At 63.3% G+C, this 15,801-nt stretch carries 11 protein-coding genes; 4 read left to right on the top strand and 7 right to left on the bottom strand.

What is annotated here, in order from left to right; translation table 11 throughout:
- Positions 1-33: 33 nt before the first annotated feature.
- A complete protein-coding gene (locus BLW08_RS11230; RefSeq protein ID WP_091325101.1) occupies positions 34-2,721 on the bottom strand; it encodes a bifunctional acetate--CoA ligase family protein/GNAT family N-acetyltransferase in 2,688 nt (895 codons plus the stop codon).
- Positions 2,722-2,776: 55 nt separating this feature from the next.
- Between BLW08_RS11230 and BLW08_RS11225 the strand changes: the two genes are divergently transcribed.
- Positions 2,777-5,293, top strand: coding sequence for a DNA gyrase/topoisomerase IV subunit A (locus BLW08_RS11225; protein WP_091325100.1), 2,517 nt, complete (start codon positions 2,777-2,779; stop codon positions 5,291-5,293).
- Positions 5,294-5,371: 78 nt separating this feature from the next.
- Here BLW08_RS11225 and BLW08_RS11220 read toward each other — a convergent pair whose 3' ends face one another.
- Complete coding sequence (locus BLW08_RS11220; protein ID WP_090825451.1) at positions 5,372-5,755, bottom strand: VOC family protein; 384 nt, start codon at positions 5,753-5,755, stop codon at positions 5,372-5,374.
- A 129-nt stretch (positions 5,756-5,884) separates the two neighbouring features.
- On the opposite strand from BLW08_RS11220, the gene BLW08_RS11215 reads away from it, so the two are divergent.
- On the top strand, positions 5,885-6,403 hold the full coding sequence (locus BLW08_RS11215) for a DinB family protein (protein ID WP_090825453.1): 519 nt from the start codon (positions 5,885-5,887) through the stop codon (positions 6,401-6,403).
- Here the strand turns inward: BLW08_RS11215 and BLW08_RS11210 are convergent.
- From BLW08_RS11210 to BLW08_RS11195, 4 genes are read right to left on the bottom strand one after another with little or no spacing between them, the layout of a single operon-like run.
- Positions 6,400-7,419, bottom strand: a complete 1,020-nt coding sequence (locus BLW08_RS11210) for a GNAT family N-acetyltransferase (RefSeq protein ID WP_091325099.1) — start codon at positions 7,417-7,419, stop codon at positions 6,400-6,402. The genes BLW08_RS11215 and BLW08_RS11210 overlap by 4 nt on opposite strands.
- Before the next feature lie 9 nt (positions 7,420-7,428).
- Entirely contained in the window at positions 7,429-10,833 is a 3,405-nt protein-coding gene (gene cydD / locus BLW08_RS11205) for a thiol reductant ABC exporter subunit CydD (protein WP_091325098.1), read from the bottom strand.
- Positions 10,834-10,852: 19 nt separating this feature from the next.
- The gene (gene cydB, locus BLW08_RS11200; RefSeq protein WP_091325097.1) at positions 10,853-11,938 is read right to left on the bottom strand and encodes a cytochrome d ubiquinol oxidase subunit II; all 1,086 of its coding nucleotides are present in this window, start codon (positions 11,936-11,938) and stop codon (positions 10,853-10,855) included.
- Positions 11,939-11,956: 18 nt separating this feature from the next.
- On the bottom strand, positions 11,957-13,555 hold the full coding sequence (locus BLW08_RS11195; protein ID WP_090825463.1) for a cytochrome ubiquinol oxidase subunit I: 1,599 nt from the start codon (positions 13,553-13,555) through the stop codon (positions 11,957-11,959).
- Between the two features lie 279 nt (positions 13,556-13,834).
- Between BLW08_RS11195 and BLW08_RS11190 the strand changes: the two genes are divergently transcribed.
- Together BLW08_RS11190 and BLW08_RS11185 are read left to right on the top strand one after the other, a co-directional pair.
- Entirely contained in the window at positions 13,835-14,221 is a 387-nt protein-coding gene (locus BLW08_RS11190; protein WP_011774471.1) for a BlaI/MecI/CopY family transcriptional regulator, read from the top strand.
- Positions 14,222-14,226: 5 nt separating this feature from the next.
- Entirely contained in the window at positions 14,227-15,213 is a 987-nt protein-coding gene (locus tag BLW08_RS11185) for a M56 family metallopeptidase (protein ID WP_091325096.1), read from the top strand.
- A gap of 31 nt (positions 15,214-15,244) precedes the next feature.
- Here the strand turns inward: BLW08_RS11185 and BLW08_RS11180 are convergent, their stop codons facing one another.
- A complete protein-coding gene (locus BLW08_RS11180) occupies positions 15,245-15,787 on the bottom strand; it encodes a Chromate resistance protein ChrB (protein WP_254779829.1) in 543 nt (180 codons plus the stop codon).
- Positions 15,788-15,801 lie beyond the last annotated feature (14 nt).

Here is a 15,801-nt window from a genome sequence, read left to right as displayed (position 1 = left end):
TGACTTCCTAACCGTGCGCTCCGCCCCCTGTGGCTAACTTCGCATCGCGCGGCGGGCACTGTCGGTGCGTTGGGCTGCGTTGCCGATCCACACATCGGCACCCAGTATCGTTGCGCCCGAGGGACCAGCCAGTACGGGGTTGAATTCCACCAAGGCAATTCCAGGGTGGTCATCCTTGAGCTTGGCCAGCCTGGCGGCAATATCTTCCAGGGCTGCGACATCCACGGCAGGCAAGCCTTGGTAGCCGAAGAGTTTCCGGGAAGCCCTGGGTGAGCGAATGACATCATGCAGGTCCGCCGCTGAGAGCGGCGGCACACGATGAGCCCAGTCGTCCAAAAGGTTCACGGCATCGCCGGCCAAACCAAAGGACAGGACCGGGCCCAGCAGAGGGTCCTCCATGGCCCGGAACGTGCAGGCCTGCCCCACCGGAGCCATGGCCTGGACCTCCAGTGACGGCGATCCGTAGGGTTCCAGGGCACGGCGCATCTGGGCTATGTTCTGCCGGAGGGATTCGGCGTCCTGGATATCAAGGCGGACTCCACCCAGATCCAGCCGGTGCCGCAATGCGGGATCGGTGGTCTTCAGCACCACGGGCCACCCCGCGGCATCTGCCGCCAGGACAGCTTCATCCGGTGTGCCGAAGCCGAATGTGGGCACTACCTCGATGCCGTAACCTGCCAACAACGCAGCGGCAGCGCCGGCGTCGAGCTTTCTGATCTTTTCACCCGTGACGCCGGCCAGCATCGTTGTCAATGCTTCCCGCGTGCCGTCGGCATCGCAGCCCCCAGGTTCGACGAACAGTCCTTGATCCCTGTCGCGCCACTGGGCATAGCGGACGATGGCCGCCAACGCGGCAACGGCGGCACCGGCATTGGAGTAGCAGGGCAGCACGGTCCTGCCCGCTGCCCCCACCATCCCCTCCACGTGGACGGAGGGGTCCAGGATTCCCGTGAAGGCGGCAACCACTGGCTTACCAGCCTCGGCACTGCATTCGGCAAGTACTGCGGCCAGGGACTCCACGGTGAGCCCGCGCGCAGGAAGCAGGGCGGCAACCACAGCGTGGACGGACTCGTCTGCCAGGCTCTCCTGCAGGCTGGACCGAAGGGCGGGAAGGGCAATCGACATGCCGGCGTCGAGGTCCACGTCCGTCACCAGACGGTTCACGTCCAATCCAAGCGGACCTGCGCTGTCCGAGACCACTTTGCCCAAGGCCACGGAATTGGAATAGACGGCAACGCCGGGGCCCTTCGGCAGTGCCTGCGAGGACGCGATTTGTGCGATATCCATGAGCTGCTCAATGGTTTCAACGCGGATAACACCGGCTTGGCGCATCATCGCATCAACTGCCGCGGCCGGTGCCTGGGTGGTCCGGACTTCGTGCCCGGGCGGAAGGCTCAGCCCGGTGACATCGGACTTGGCCACGATAACGGGCTTGCTGCGGGACAGCCGGCGTGCCAGCCGGGAGAACTTACGGGGATTTCCGATCGACTCCAGGTAGAGGCCAACGGCGGAAGTATCGGCGTCGTCCTCCCAATATTGCATGGCGTCGTTGCCCGATACGTCGGCGCGGTTGCCCGCGGACAGGAATGAGGAAAGACCGAGCCGACGGCGGCTGGCAGCCGCGTACACGGCCACGCCAACAGCGGCCGACTGGCTGAACAAGCCCAAGCTGCCCCTGGGCGGCATGGTGGGGGCCATGGAAGCGTTCAAGGACACGGCAGGGTGGGTGTTCAGGATCCCAAGCGACTCCGGGCCGATCACGCGCATGCCGTTCGCCCGGGCGCGCCGCACCAACTCATGCTGGCGCATCAAGCCGCGTTCTCCGTCGTCGGCGAATCCTGCCGTCGCCACCACGATGCCCTTCACGCCGGCAGCAGCGCAGTCGTCCACCACCGTGGGCACTTCTTCGTAGGGAACGGCGATGATGGCCAGTTGTACCGGGCCCGGGATTTCGGACAACCTGGCGAAGGAGATCATGCCGGCGAGTTCGAAAGCTTCGGGGTTGACGGCATACACCGGCCCCTTGAAGCCGCCCTCGATGATGTGCTCCAGCAGTTGATAGCCCACCGTCCCCCACTTGCGGCTGGCACCGATAACAGCCACGGACGACGGCGACAACAAGTCCCGGACGCTCCGCGCCTCAGCGCGGTGCTCACGAGATTCCATGACGGCCCTGGACTTCTCCGTGGGGTCGATGTTGAACTCAACGCTGACGACGCCGTCGTCGAACTGGCGCGTGAGGTCATAGCCCGCGTCGGCAAAGACCATCAGCATTTTCCGGTTGTCCGGCAGGACCTCGGCGGTAAAGCGCCGGATCCCGTTCTCCCGGGCCGCCACAGCCAGATGCTCAAGGAGGATCGACCCGATGCCCCGGCCCTGGTGGGCGTCGGAAATGTTGAAGGCAACCTCGGCCTCGGTGGGATCGTCCAACCGGTCGTAGCGGCCAATGCCCATGATCTCGCCACCGATGGTGATGACGAACGCCACCCGGTTGATATGGTCCACTTCCGTGAAGCGCCTGACTTCCTTGCCGGAAAGTTTTGGCTTGAAGGAAAAGAACCTCATGTAGATGGATGCTTGCGACTGGCCGGCGTGGAACGCTTGAAGTGCATCGGCGTCTTCGGGTCTTATTGGCCTGAGGTGGGCTGTTCCGCCGTCGCGCAGGACGACATCGGCCTCCCAATATTCCGGATAAATGCCGACGCCGGGCTGATCCACCATAGGCTTAGCCTAGCTAAAACATCCGCAGTACAACTTTCAAGGATCCACCGACCCCATGGCCCGCAGCCAAACTTCCGCACGCAAAGGCGAGCCCCTCGGAGATTTCACCGAGAACATCGTCGATATCGACGTCACTTCCGAGATGGAAGGCTCCTTCCTGGAGTATGCCTACTCAGTGATTTATTCGCGCGCCCTTCCGGACGCGCGCGACGGACTCAAGCCCGTTCAACGGCGCATTCTGTACATGATGGCGGACATGGGTTTGCGCCCTGACCGTGGCCATGTCAAGAGCGCACGCGTGGTGGGCGAAGTCATGGGCAAGCTCCACCCGCACGGTGATGCCGCCATTTATGACGCCATGGTCCGCATGGCGCAGGACTTCTCCCTGCGCCTGCCGTTGATCGATGGCCACGGCAACTTCGGCTCGCTCGACGACGGACCGGCCGCCCCCCGTTACACCGAGGCACGGCTCGCGGCCGCTGCGCTCACCATGACGGACCACCTCGATGAAGATGTGGTGGACTTCGTCCCCAACTACGACAACCAGCTGACGCAGCCGGACGTGCTCCCGGCCGCTTTCCCCAACCTGCTGGTCAACGGCACCACCGGCATCGCGGTGGGAATGGCCACCAATATGGCTCCGCACAACCTGGTGGAGGTCATCGCTGCGGCACGTCACTTGATCGCGAACCCGGACGCCACGCTGGATGAGATCATGCGGTTCGTTCCCGGACCGGACCTCCCCACCGGTGGCCGCATCGTTGGTTTGGACGGGATCCGCGACGCATACGCCACGGGCAGGGGTTCCTTCAAGACCCGCGCCAAGGTGGAGGTGGAGCAGCTCTCTGCCCGCCGCACCGGCCTGGTGGTCACTGAGCTTCCCTACATGGTGGGCCCGGAAAAGGTCATCGAGAAGATCAAGGATGCCGTCAACGCCAAGAAACTGACGGGCATCAGCGACGTAGTGGATCTGACGGACCGCAACCACGGCCTCCGCTTGGTGATTGAGCTCAAGAACGGTTTCAACCCCAACGCAGTCCTCCAACAGCTGTACCGCTATTCGCCAATGGAAGATTCCTTCGGCATCAACAACGTCACCTTGGTGGACGGCCAGCCGCAAACGCTGGGCCTCCTGCAGCTGTTGCAGGTGTATGTGGAGCACCGCCTGAATGTGGTCCGCCGCCGGACCGCCTTCCGATTGGGCAAGAAGAAGGACCGCCTGCACCTGGTGGAGGGCCTGTTGATCGCGATCGTGGACATCGATGAGGTCATCCAGATCATCCGTTCCTCCGATGAAGCCTCAGCTGCGCGTGAGCGGTTGATGTCCATCTACGACCTCACCGAAATCCAGGCCAACTACATCCTGGAACTGCGGCTGCGGCAGTTGACCAAGTACTCGCGTCTGGAACTGGAGAAGGAACAGGACGAACTTCGCCGGGAAATCGAGGCGCTCGAAGCCATCCTGGCCTCGGACGAGTTGCTTCGCGACCTCGTGTCCGGTGAGCTTGCAGTGATTTCCGAGAAGTACGGCACACCCCGCCGCACGGTGCTTCTTGAATCGGAAGCGGTGTCCCCCACAGTGGCCGCCGCCCTCGCTGCTGCGGTGCCCGGCCCCAAGGGCAAGGCCGCAGCACTTCCCTTGGAGATTCCGGATGACCCCTGCTGGGCTTTGCTCAGTGTTTCCGGCCAGATAGCCCGGACTTCCAACCAGGAGCCGTTGGCTGAAGCCGGACCGCGGGCTAAGCACGACGTCTTCCGGTCAGTGGTGAAAACCACCGCCCGCGGCGAGATCGGGGCGGTCACATCGCAGGGCCGCATGCTGCGCCTTCAAGTGATGGATATGCCCGTGCTGCCGCCGACGTCGGGCCTTCCAAACCTGGCTGGAGGCGTGCCGGCGAAGGACTTCATCACCCTGGTCAAGGGCGAGACCCTGGTTGCCTTCGTTCCCCTGGACGCCATCCTTGCCATTGGCACGGTTCAGGGCGTCGTGAAGCGGGTTCAGCCGGACTATCCGCTGAACCGCGAAGATTGGGAGATCATCGCCCTGAAGGATAAGGATTCGGTCCTGGCTGTGGAACCGGCACAGGACGACGACGTCGATCTCGTCTTTGTGACGAGGCAGGCCCAGTTGCTGCGATTCAGTGCGTCCAACGTCCGTCCGCAGGGACGAACCGCGGGTGGAATGGCCGGTATCAAGCTCGCCGCCGGTGACGATGTGATCCACTTTGGTACCGTACGCGCCAACGATCCTGCCGCCGTCGTGGTGACTATTGCCGGCACCAACGGAGCTTTGCCGGGCACGGCTCCCGGAACCGCAAAGGTGACGGCTTTCGAGGAATACCCCGCCAAGGGCCGGGCTACTGGCGGCGTCCGCGTCCACCGCTTCCTTAAGGGTGAAGACACCCTGCTGCTCGCCTGGGCCGGACATGGTCCCGCAAAGGCGTCGTCCGCGGCCGGTGTCGCACGGGCCCTTCCGCATGAGCATGGCCGCAGGGACGGCTCCGGCGTGCCACTGTCCCAGCCCGTGGAAGCGATCGGCCCGAGCATGGCGTGGGCTGAGGCTGCAGAGTAGACGCAGGCGCAGCGAGGCCCGGCGGTTGTCACCGCCGGGCCTTCGTTGCTGCTGTGGCATCCGGGCCACCTGCATGGGCTAGCCGGTTTGGTTGAGGCTCAGAATGTTTCCTTCAGTGTCAAGGAACCATGCTGCGGCGCTCCCATCCGGCATGGTGGCGACACCGTTCTCAGTCTTCAACCCGGGGAAATCGTAGTCCTCGAACGTGACTCCCTTGTCCCGCAATTCCGCCACCGCTGCGGCGACATCGCTGACCATCCAACCCATTTGCGTGTTCTTGGCAGTCCCCGCATTGGGTGTTTGATAAAGGAAGAATCCGGTCCCATCGCCGCACCTGTATTGGAGGTTGTCATCGGCGTCCGGATTCTCGGGTTCCAACCCGAGCTTTTCGCTGTAATAGGCACGTGCCCGGGCTATGTCCTGTGCCGGTAGAACGGCACCAACCTGCTGATCCTTGAGCATTGTTTTCTCTTTCCGGCTCTCCCCCCGGAACGAACTCTACTCTTGGGCGCTTCGCTTAGAAATCGGAAAACGACACCATATTTCATGGCCCGCAAAGGGGCGTCCGCTGGATCGCCTTAGACTGGCCGCATGCCTATCATGCCTGACGAAAAAGACTGGACCTGGGTCCTCTCCGAGCCCTGCCCCGAGTGTGGTTTCGACGCCGCCACGGTGACTCCCTCCACGGTGCCGGGGACAGTGCTGAACATGCTCCCCCGATGGCGGGCAGTCCTGCGGCGGGAGGACGTAGCGACTCGTCCCAACGATCACACCTGGTCCACCCTTGAGTACGCATGCCACGTCCGCGACGTCTTCAGCCTGTTCGACCAGCGGCTGAATCTGATGCTGGCCGAAGATGATGCCACGTTCGCCAACTGGGACCAGGACCAGGCAGCCATTGACGGCGAATACACCTCGGCCGATCCACGAACCGTGGCCGATGAATTGGACGCTGCAGGACAGGAAATTGCCGAGTCCTTTGCCCGCGTGGTGGAAGATGACTGGCAGCGAACCGGGATGCGCAGCAACGGCTCGTCGTTCACCGTACTGACGTTTTCGCAGTACTTCCTGCATGACGTCGTCCATCACCTGCACGACGTGGACGGCTAGGTCACCGGCAGCACTCTCTCCCAGGTCATGCTGCGGTTCACGGGCGTATAGCCCATGCCGAGGTACAACTCCAGCGCTCCGGTGGGATTGGCTGAGTCCACGTCCAGCGAGGCTACGTCCATGCCTGCTTCCGAATACCGCCGCATGGCGTCGGCCAGCAAGGCTTGGGCAATCCCCCGGCCACGGTATGCCCGCCGCACGCCAAGGAGCTCGGTGTAGCCCTCTGTGAAGCCGCGGTCTGCGGCGGCGTCGGGATCAAAGCTTGCCAACTGGTATCCGGCCACTTCGCCAGTGCCGCCGTCGATAACCACGGCACTGAGGTCATGCCTGGCAGTGGGTTCTTCAATGGTGAACCGCCACGACTCCTGGTCCCTCGGTTCACTCCCCCAGTGATCCCTGAAAGCATCGTTGTGCGCCAGACGGACTGCCTCGAACAGGGAAGCGTCCAGGTTCCTCAGTTCCAGTCCTCCATCAAGCCTTGCGTGCGGGAGCTCCGCGGACAATGGCCGGTGCATTTCGTTGAACCAGCGCACCGCTCCGTAGCCATGCCCCATCAGCAATGCGGCCTGGTGCTCGTGCTGCTCTTCGGTCTGGATACGGAGCCGGGGAGGAGCGGTGGTGTTACCCGCAGCTTCATCGGACTGGAACCGTGCACGGACCTGTGCTTCCTGCCAGGCCAGGACTGCGGAGCCTATGCCGCGCTGCTGCCACTCGGGGTCAACGCATGCCATTCCGGTGGCTTTGTCGCCCGTCGGGTTCTTCATGATGCGCCCATAGGCTCGCGCCACGCCGTCGCCATCCACTCCCAGGAGTGTGCTCGTCTCCGCCGGATTCTTGGAAGACTCCAGGACGTGGATCAGATCGCCTCGTTTCTCGAACCAGGCGGGGTGCTCGACGGCGGCCGTCCGGGCTATCAGTGCAGCCCAGATATCGAGGTCCTCCAGAGTGGCGGGCCTCCACTGGAGGCCCGTCACCGCGACGTCGGGCATGGAGTGGCTTGCGTCTTCGAAAGGCATGCCAACAGGCTACTGAGGAGTAGGCTCTCCCACCAGCTCCGCCGCGCCCGCGCTTGGGGATACGACGCTTCCTGAACCACACAACTCAAGACGCGCATCCGAGGGGTCAATGTCGTCCGGATTGTGTGTGACCAGGACAACCGTGACGTCCTTAAGCCCTTGGCGGAGGATAGACATCATTTCCCGCGCGGAAGCAGCGTCCAGATGAGCCGTTGGCTCATCCAGCAACAACACCGAGGCGCCGGTCAGGAGCGTTCTGGCCATGGCCAGGCGCTGCCGTTCGCCACCGCTGAGGAACGAACCGCCGGGGCCTATCCGCGCATCGAGTCCGTCTGGAAGTCGCTCCACCACTGCATCAAGTCCGACGTTGGCCAGCGCCTTGTGCATCTCCGCCTCGCTGGGTTTCGTCCCGGCAGCCCGGCTCAGGAGCAAATTCCCACGGATCGTGGAGTCAAAGAGATGCGCCTCCTGGGGGCACCACGCGGCAGAACCCGTCAAGTGCGCAGTTCCCTGTGTGAGCGGCAGGAAACCGAGCAGCACGGACAGCAGCGTGGACTTCCCCGCTCCGGATGGTCCTGTGATGGCGAGCCAGCGACCTGGTTCGGCCGCGGCGGTGAGGCCTGTGAAAACGTCAGGTCCGCCGGGCCACGCGGCCGCTGCATTCTTCAACTCGAGCCCTGCCTTGCCGGCGCGGTCAGGCAGTGGCCGCGGTCCGTCGTCGTGGCCTCGCGGACCGTTCACAGCAGCAGGTGCATCCAACGCTCCGGAGGCCGCTACCCGCCCCAGGACCGCTGCGAGCGCGGGGGCTTGGCGTACCGCGGAAACGATGCCGCCGAATGGTTCCACCAGGGCCAGTTGCAGGAGGACAATCACGGCGACGAGCTCAGGGGCTGCGGAGCCGTTGGCTACCGAAGGGGCACTGAGGACGCCGGCCCACAGTGCGGCCAGCGAACAGGCGAGAACGATCACGGCCTGCCCGAGCCCTTCAGCCCAGGCTGAGCGCTGCGCTGAAACGGTGGCGGCACGGTCTTTGGCACGCAGTTCCTCAAGGACAGGCAGTCCCACTGCGTTGGCAGTCAGCTCTGCCCTTGCGTCCAAGGCCGCAGCCACTCCTTTCAGCACCACGGAGCGCATTTGCTGTTCCGCTGTGGCGGCGTTCCGGTCTGCCATGACTGCAAGGAACGGGGCAACCGCTACACCGATCACTGATGCCACCAGCACAGCGGGCAGCGCGGCGGGCAAGACGATGGCGGTGGCTGCCAGCGCGGCTCCCCCCACGCCCACAGCAGTGATGGGAGGCAAGACGACCCGTGGCAGGAGGTCGCGGAGGGTGTCGACGTCGTCCACCACCGAGCCAAGGACGTTGCCGCCTTGGAGGAGCTTCCGGAGCGATAGTGCCCTGCGGCTCAGGCTTGCCCACAGGGCTCCACGGAGACGGGTCATGGCCGCAAACACGGCGTCGTGTGTCAGGAGACGCTCGCAGTACCGGAGGACGGCGCGTCCGATGCCGAAGAACCTGACGCCCACAATGGCACCGAGCAGGTAGAGGATGGGCGGTTGCTCACTGGCCCGGATGATCAGCCAGCCGGACAACCCGGAAAGGGCTACGGCGAACAGGGCCGCCAGGACTGCCACCACACCAGCGGCGGCGAACTTCCATCGGACCGGGGTGAGAACTCCCAGGAGTCGCTTCACGCTCCCGGTTGTGTGCGGGCGCTCCCCCTGAGGCCCGGACCCGTGTGCAGGAATCGACGCGACAGCTGCCATGGTCGTCTCAACCACCAGGCTTTGCTTTCCCTCCCCGGACTCTAACGAGGGGCTGGAGTGCTGAGGTCCCACGGGCACAAGGTGGTCCGCGAGCGCCCGTGTGGCGGCGTCATGTGCCACGAGGATTACCGTGACAGAGCCACGGAGGGATTCGATGGCCTTCCGTACCACGCTGGCGGAGTAGTGGTCCAGGTGGGCGGTGGGCTCGTCGAGCAATAACAGGGTGGCCCCGGCCTCTACCCGTGCCAGTCCCCGGGCGAGTGCAACCCGGCGCAATTCGCCGGGGCTTAGTTCGGCAGGGTGTTTGGCTGCCAAGTGGTCCGCAGATGTCCTCTTCAGTACACGGGCCGCAGCTTCGGCGGTGTCGCCGTTGTACCCGTCCAGGTAGAGCTCGATCTCCTGCTGGACCGTTTCGGCCGCCATGACAGGGTGTTGTGGGACCCATGCCACGGCACGCATACCTGGAACACTGATGTTTCCGGTGACTGTCGCGGCATGCCCGGGTCCAATGAGTCCGGCCAGGACGCCGAGCACGGTGCTCTTCCCGGCTCCGCTGTCACCGTCCAGTGCGGTGACGCTCCCCTTAGGCGCGGTAAAGCTGAGGGGCCCGACGGCGGCTGCTGACCTTCCGCGGTAGGTCACTGTCAGCTTGGTGACCACGGTGTCGGCTGGTCCCGGGTTGTCGCCGTTACCTTGCAATCGCTGATGTGCCGGTGCTTCCAGCACAGCGTTGGTGGTTTCAAGGGCTGCCCGACCGTCGTCGCTGGCGTGATGGGCGGTTCCGAGTTCCCTGAGGGGCAGGTAGCAATCAGGGGCAAGGATCAGCGCCAACAGGCCAGCTTCCAATGCCATATCGCCGTGCACCAGCCGGACGCCGATAAACACAGCCACAACGGCCACTGAGATGGTTGCGATGAGTTCCAGGGCCAGCGCGGAGAGGAACGCCGTGCGGAGGGTGCCCATGGTTCGGCTGCGGTACTGCTCCGAGATGTCTTCGAGGGCGGCGCGCTGTTCGCTGGCCCGCCCCAGGCCCACCAGCACGGGGAGGCCTTTGGCCAGCTCCAGGATGTGTCCCGAGAGCTTGCGAAGGGTGCTCTGCGCGTCCTTGACGCTGTCTTCGGTATGCCGGCCTATCAACACCATGAACAAAGGCACCAACGGCACCGTCAGGACGATCACCACGGCACTGACCCAATCGGCAAACAGGATGCGGGCGCCGATCAGCAGCGGAACGGTTGCGCAGTTCACCAAGGCGGGAAGGTATTGCGTGTAATAGTCGTCCAGCGCATCGAGGCCGCGCGTCGCGAGAATCGCCAGGCCGCCGTCGTTCATTCCCTCCAACGGCGCTGAGCCGCCGTCGGCCAGCGTGCGCTTCAACAAGCCTGCGCGCAGTTCCTCCTTGACGCCCAGGGCGGCACGTCTGGAGGCAATACCCTGGCCCCACACGGTCAGCGACCGCAGGACCGCTCCCGCAGCACCCCATATGAGCCCGCTGTTCCAATCCTCAGACCCGGAGGCGAGACCGGCCAGCATGCCCGCCACGGCTTGTGCCATCAACACCAGGGCAAGCGCCTTGAGCGCGGACATCAAGCCGATCACGTAGAGAGCTGATCGCGTGGCCGGGCCGGAGGGGAACACGGGTTTCATGAAGGGCTTGGTCTCCCGGTTATGACTGGTCGCTGGACTGGTGGCTGGATGCTCCTGGCTCCTTGGACACCAACACTTTGGCGGCAATTGCGGGAAGGAACCCATGTGCCTCGGGGATGTGGGCGGCGCTGACACGCCTCCTGAAGACCCAGTAGGTCCAGGACTGGTATGCAATCACCAAGGGCAGTCCAACGGCGGCAACAATGCTCATCAGACCCAGGGTGTAGTCAGAGGACGAGGCGTTGGAGATGGTCAGGTTGAAGCCGGGATCGATCGTGGAGGGAATGACCACGGGAAAGGCTGCCCCGAAGATCGATGCCGTGGCGCAGACTATGAAGGCGCCGAGCGCACCGAATGCCCGCCCTTCGGAACCGGCTCGTTCCAACTGCCAGGCCAGCACGACGGCGACGATCGCCGCTGCCACCAACGCCCACGTCCACGGTTTCCCGCTGAGGAACTGGACCGCCACCATCCAGCCGAGCATAGGCACTACGGCCACCGGGACCAACCGCACAAACCAACGGCGGGCACGGTGCCGCACCTCGCCGTCGGTCTTCAGGGCGAGGAATGCCAGGGCGTGCACCACGGCGAACGCCACCACCCCAAATCCGCCAAGCAGCGCATAGCCACTGAACCAGGACATAGGGCCACCCACGCGATCGCCGTTGGCGTTCAGTGGCAGGCCCGTTGTTGTCAGCGCCAAGGCCGCACCAATTCCGAACGCCGCAACGAAGGATCCGACGGCGATGGCCCAGTCCCAGCGGTTGCGCCAGCGCTCCGAGTCAACCTTGCCCCGGTATTCGAAGGCAACGGCTCGGAAGATCAAGGCCGCAAGGACGCAGAGGAGCGGCAGGTACAAGGCCGAGAATAAGGACGCATACCAGAGCGGGAAGGCAGCAAAGGTTGCCCCGGCCGCAGTGAGCAGCCAAACCTCATTGCCATCCCATACTGGACCGATGGTGTTCAAAAGAACCCGGCGGTCGGTGTTGTTGCGTGCGAACAGCTTCATCAGCATGCCGACGCCAAGGTCAAAGCCCTCGAGGAAGAGGTAGCCGGTCCACAGGACGGCTATGGCCACGAACCAGATGGTTGGCAACAGTTCCATTGTCAGTTTCCCCTGCTTCTAGTAGGCGAATGCCAGGACGTCGTCGCCGGATTTGTCCGGACCATTTCCGTCGTCGTTCTTGTCGTGGTGATTGTTTGAGTCTTTCGCATGTGCCAGTTCGGGCATTGCTGAGGCCACGCCACCCCTGATGTACTTGACCAGGAGCTTCACTTCCACCACCAGGAGCACGGCATAGATGGCGGTGAGAACCACCAGCGATGTCATCAGTTCGCCCGCGCTGACGCCGGGCGAGACCGCCGCGGCTGTAAACATGAAGACCTGGTCGATGCCGTTCATGTCCGGGTTGGGGGCCACCACGAACGGCTGGCGTCCCATCTCGGTGAAGATCCAGCCGGCTGCGTTGGCACCGAAAGGCGCAAGGATCCCAAAGACTGCCAGGCGCATGAGCCACTTGGATTGGGGGACGACGCCCTTGCGGGTCACCCATAGTGCCAGCAATGCAGCGAAGGCTGCGATGCCGCCGAAACCGATCATCATGCGGAAGCCCCAATAAGTGACTTCCATGACGGGAACGTACTGGATTTCCTGGCCGGCGCGCTCACCGTACAGCGGGTTGTCCGGCAAGTGGGTGCCGTACTTTTCCTTGTACTCGCCCAACAGGCTGTTCACGCCCTTGACCTCTGTGGTGAAGTCGCCCTTGGCCAGGAAAGAAAGGATGCCGGGTACTTCAATGACTGCCACGATGTCGTCGCAGTTTGTGGCGCCAAGGTTGCCAACGCTCAGTACCGAGAATCCGGTGCCATCATGGCAGGCGGCTTCAGCGGCAGCCATCTTCATGGGTTGCTGTTCAAACATCAACTTGCCCTGGAGGTCGCCGGTGACCGCAGTTCCCGCGAAGGAAATCATGGCCACCACGGCACCGATCCTGAGTGACTTCATCCACACGGTGTAATCAGCCTTGTCGCGGCCGGGAATCGCAGCTTCGCCGGGAACCAGCCTGCCGTCCTTGCCCACTACGTCAATGCCGTCGTGGCGGCGGCGCCACAGGTGGTACCAGGCGATCCCCAGCAGGAAGGCCCCGGCAACCCCCAGCGCACCGAACAGTGTGTGGGGGACGGCAACCAGCGCGGTGTTATTGGTGAACACGGCCCAGGCATCGGTCATCACCGGCCGGCCATCCACCATCTCAACGCCTACCGGGTGCTGCATCCAGGAGTTCGCCACGATGATGAAGTAGGCGGAAAAGACGGACCCAATGACTGCGATCCACAGGCATGCCAGATGGACGCCGCGCTTCAGCTGCTTCCAGCCGAATATCCACAGTCCCAGGAATGTCGACTCCACGAAGAAGGCCAATAGAGCTTCGAGGGCAAGCGGCGCGCCAAAAACGTCGCCAACGAAGCGGCTGTATTCACTCCAGGCCATCCCGAACTGGAATTCCTGAACAATGCCGGTGGCTACGCCCATGATGAAGTTGATGAGGAAGAGCTTTCCCCAGAACTTGGTCATCCGTAGGTACTCGGGCTTGCCCGTGCGATACCAGATGGTCTGGATGATGGCCACCACCAGGCCGAGGCCAATAGTGAGGGGCACCATCATGAAGTGGTAGACGGTGGTGATACCGAATTGCCAGCGTGCGATTTCCAAGGCGTCCATGGCTGTCCTTTGTACGGCGGACCGAAGTACGATGACGTTACTTCTACGTAGTGTAGAAAAGTACTCTTCTACACAGTGTAGAACAAACGGCGGAACACCAAACCCATTCTTCAAGTGGCGTTACACACGCGCAAGAGCTCCGCGGAGGACACGGCGCGCCGATAGTTCTACCTCACGTAGAATGAAGGCCTGAAAAGCGGTAGATTTATTGTGGAATGTTGGATCATCGCCCTCGGCAGCAGCCACCTGCACCGGGAAGCGGAAAGTAGGGACGTATAGATGGCAAGTCTTGGGGAACTGGAACGGGCAGTGATGGATCTGCTCTGGGCAGGCCAGGAGGCTGCAACTGCCAACACACTGCGTGATCTGCTCGCGCAGGATTCCGAGGCCGGCGACGGCACTGCGGGCCACCAGGGCAAGGACCTGGCCGTCACCACGGTGCTCACGGTGCTCTCCCGCCTGGAAAAGAAGGGTCTCGTGGAGCGTGAACGCGGAACGCGTCCGCACCGCTACCAGGCCGTTTCAAGCCGGGCAGACCACACGGCCGAACTGATGCACGAGGTCCTGGGCTCCGCTCCGGACCGCGAAGCCGTACTGGCCCGCTTCATTGGATCCGTCACTGAAAGTGAAGCCGCTACCCTGCGCAAACTGCTCGGCTACAATTAGCCACTATGTTCTGGACCTCATACCTGCTTGCGGTCCTGGCATTGATTCTGGCGTGGCCCGTGCCCGTTTTGTTGTCGCGCGCGCAGTGGCCGGCGCGTTCTCCCTTCACAGCCATGGTCCTATGGCAGGCAATCGCCCTCGCCGGCGGCCTGTCCATGATTGGGGCCATGCTCGTTTATGGCCTTGAGCCGATAGGCGAGAACCTCATAGCCGGGCTCAAGAGTCTGGCCGGGATGGTCTTCAACAATGAACCCACAACAGCGCTGGGTTTCTGGCACCTCTTCGCGCTCTCAGCCGCGGCCCTTCTAACCGCACACCTGGTTTTCACCCTGCTGCTGACGTACTACAAAATCGAGAGGCAGCGGAGGCGTCACCGCGAACTGCTGGCCCTGCTGGCTTCACCATCGGAGGACGGTCCGGGGACTGTGGTCATCAACCACGATTCCCCCGTGGCTTACTGCCTTCCCGGCGGCGCCCGCTCGGTAACGGTACTCTCGGATGGGCTCATGGCAGCCCTGGAACCAGCCGAGCTCAGAGCTGTCCTCATCCACGAAAACGCGCACCTGTCCCAGCGCCACGATTTGCTGCTGTGGGCATTCGCGGCCTGGCGACAGGCACTCCCATGGTTTCCGACCACCCGGTTGGCGCAAACAGCCGTGAACTCCCTGATCGAAATGCTGGCCGACGACGTTGCCCTCCGTACCGAGAGCAAGGGCACGCTCATCAAAGCCATTGCGATTGTGGCCAGCGGCACCTCGCAGCCCGCCATCGGAGCCCCCGCCCTCAATGCCGGAGGGGCCGTCGTCGAAGGCAATACAGTCAGCGCCACCGGTGGTGCCGACTCGCCACGTACGACGGCGTCACGCGTCAGCCGCTTGCTCTCACCACAGCCGCCACTCACCAAGGGTCTGCGCCTGCTGGTCCTGGCGGCATCTGCTCTGCTTCTGGCTGTACCAACTGCATTGTTGATCGTGCCGGGATTGTTGGGCTAGAGGAGCCCTTTAGTGCGGCTCTCTGCACCTCTTACTGCGGCAGCGTGGCCTCGTACACCATGGCTGCATACGCCTCCAACGCATCTGCGCAGCCGGCAAGGAGCCCGGCGGCCTCCCCGGCTTGGGGAAGGAGAAGAACGTCGCGGGATTTCAAGTCCCTGTACCAGCGCCTCAAGCGTTCCAGGCTCTGCTCTTCTTCCTCCAACTCGGCAAACGTGAACTTCTCCTGTGAAACCTCTTTGGCTATCTCCTGTTCGAACTTTCGGCAGTCCGACATGAACTCAGCCCACTCCTCCAGCCGCGCAGCCTCGTAGGCACTCCGGAAGGTCTCGGCACCTTGATTGCGCGGTAAGGCGTCTACCAACGTCCAGGAGCCCCCGCCCTTGGCCGCCAGCTCCTCCGCCCGGGCCAAACCAGAGTCGAAAGCCGGGTGCGCAGGCAAAACCCAGGTTCCCGGCGACAACGGCACGGCACCTATGCGACGCAGTTCCCGCCAGACAGCAACACGGTGCCTGGACGGTTGCGATGGAACCTGAACCAGGATTAACAACCAACGTTCATCAATCACAAACATGAATGTAGCAGCTG

The sequence above is a fragment of the Arthrobacter sp. cf158 genome (genome assembly GCF_900106835.1).
Lineage (GTDB): Bacteria > Actinomycetota > Actinomycetes > Actinomycetales > Micrococcaceae > Arthrobacter.
The sequence above is the reverse complement of the archived record's forward strand: the minus strand, read 5'-3'. Positions and strand labels throughout refer to the sequence as shown.

What these genes read in the sequence shown, in the direction of transcription:
- BLW08_RS11230 (WP_091325101.1), bottom strand. Translation starts at nt 2,721, where the DNA reads ATGGTGGATCAGCCCGGCGTCGGCATTTATCCGGAATATTGGGAGGCC.
- BLW08_RS11225 (WP_091325100.1), top strand. Translation starts at nt 2,777, where the DNA reads ATGGCCCGCAGCCAAACTTCCGCACGCAAAGGCGAGCCCCTCGGAGAT.
- BLW08_RS11220 (WP_090825451.1), bottom strand. Translation starts at nt 5,755, where the DNA reads ATGCTCAAGGATCAGCAGGTTGGTGCCGTTCTACCGGCACAGGACATA.
- BLW08_RS11215 (WP_090825453.1), top strand. Translation starts at nt 5,885, where the DNA reads ATGCCTATCATGCCTGACGAAAAAGACTGGACCTGGGTCCTCTCCGAG.
- BLW08_RS11210 (WP_091325099.1), bottom strand. Translation starts at nt 7,419, where the DNA reads ATGCCTTTCGAAGACGCAAGCCACTCCATGCCCGACGTCGCGGTGACG.
- cydD (WP_091325098.1), bottom strand. Translation starts at nt 10,833, where the DNA reads ATGAAACCCGTGTTCCCCTCCGGCCCGGCCACGCGATCAGCTCTCTAC.
- cydB (WP_091325097.1), bottom strand. Translation starts at nt 11,938, where the DNA reads ATGGAACTGTTGCCAACCATCTGGTTCGTGGCCATAGCCGTCCTGTGG.
- BLW08_RS11195 (WP_090825463.1), bottom strand. Translation starts at nt 13,555, where the DNA reads ATGGACGCCTTGGAAATCGCACGCTGGCAATTCGGTATCACCACCGTC.
- BLW08_RS11190 (WP_011774471.1), top strand. Translation starts at nt 13,835, where the DNA reads ATGGCAAGTCTTGGGGAACTGGAACGGGCAGTGATGGATCTGCTCTGG.
- BLW08_RS11185 (WP_091325096.1), top strand. Translation starts at nt 14,227, where the DNA reads ATGTTCTGGACCTCATACCTGCTTGCGGTCCTGGCATTGATTCTGGCG.
- BLW08_RS11180 (WP_254779829.1), bottom strand. Translation starts at nt 15,787, where the DNA reads ATGTTTGTGATTGATGAACGTTGGTTGTTAATCCTGGTTCAGGTTCCA.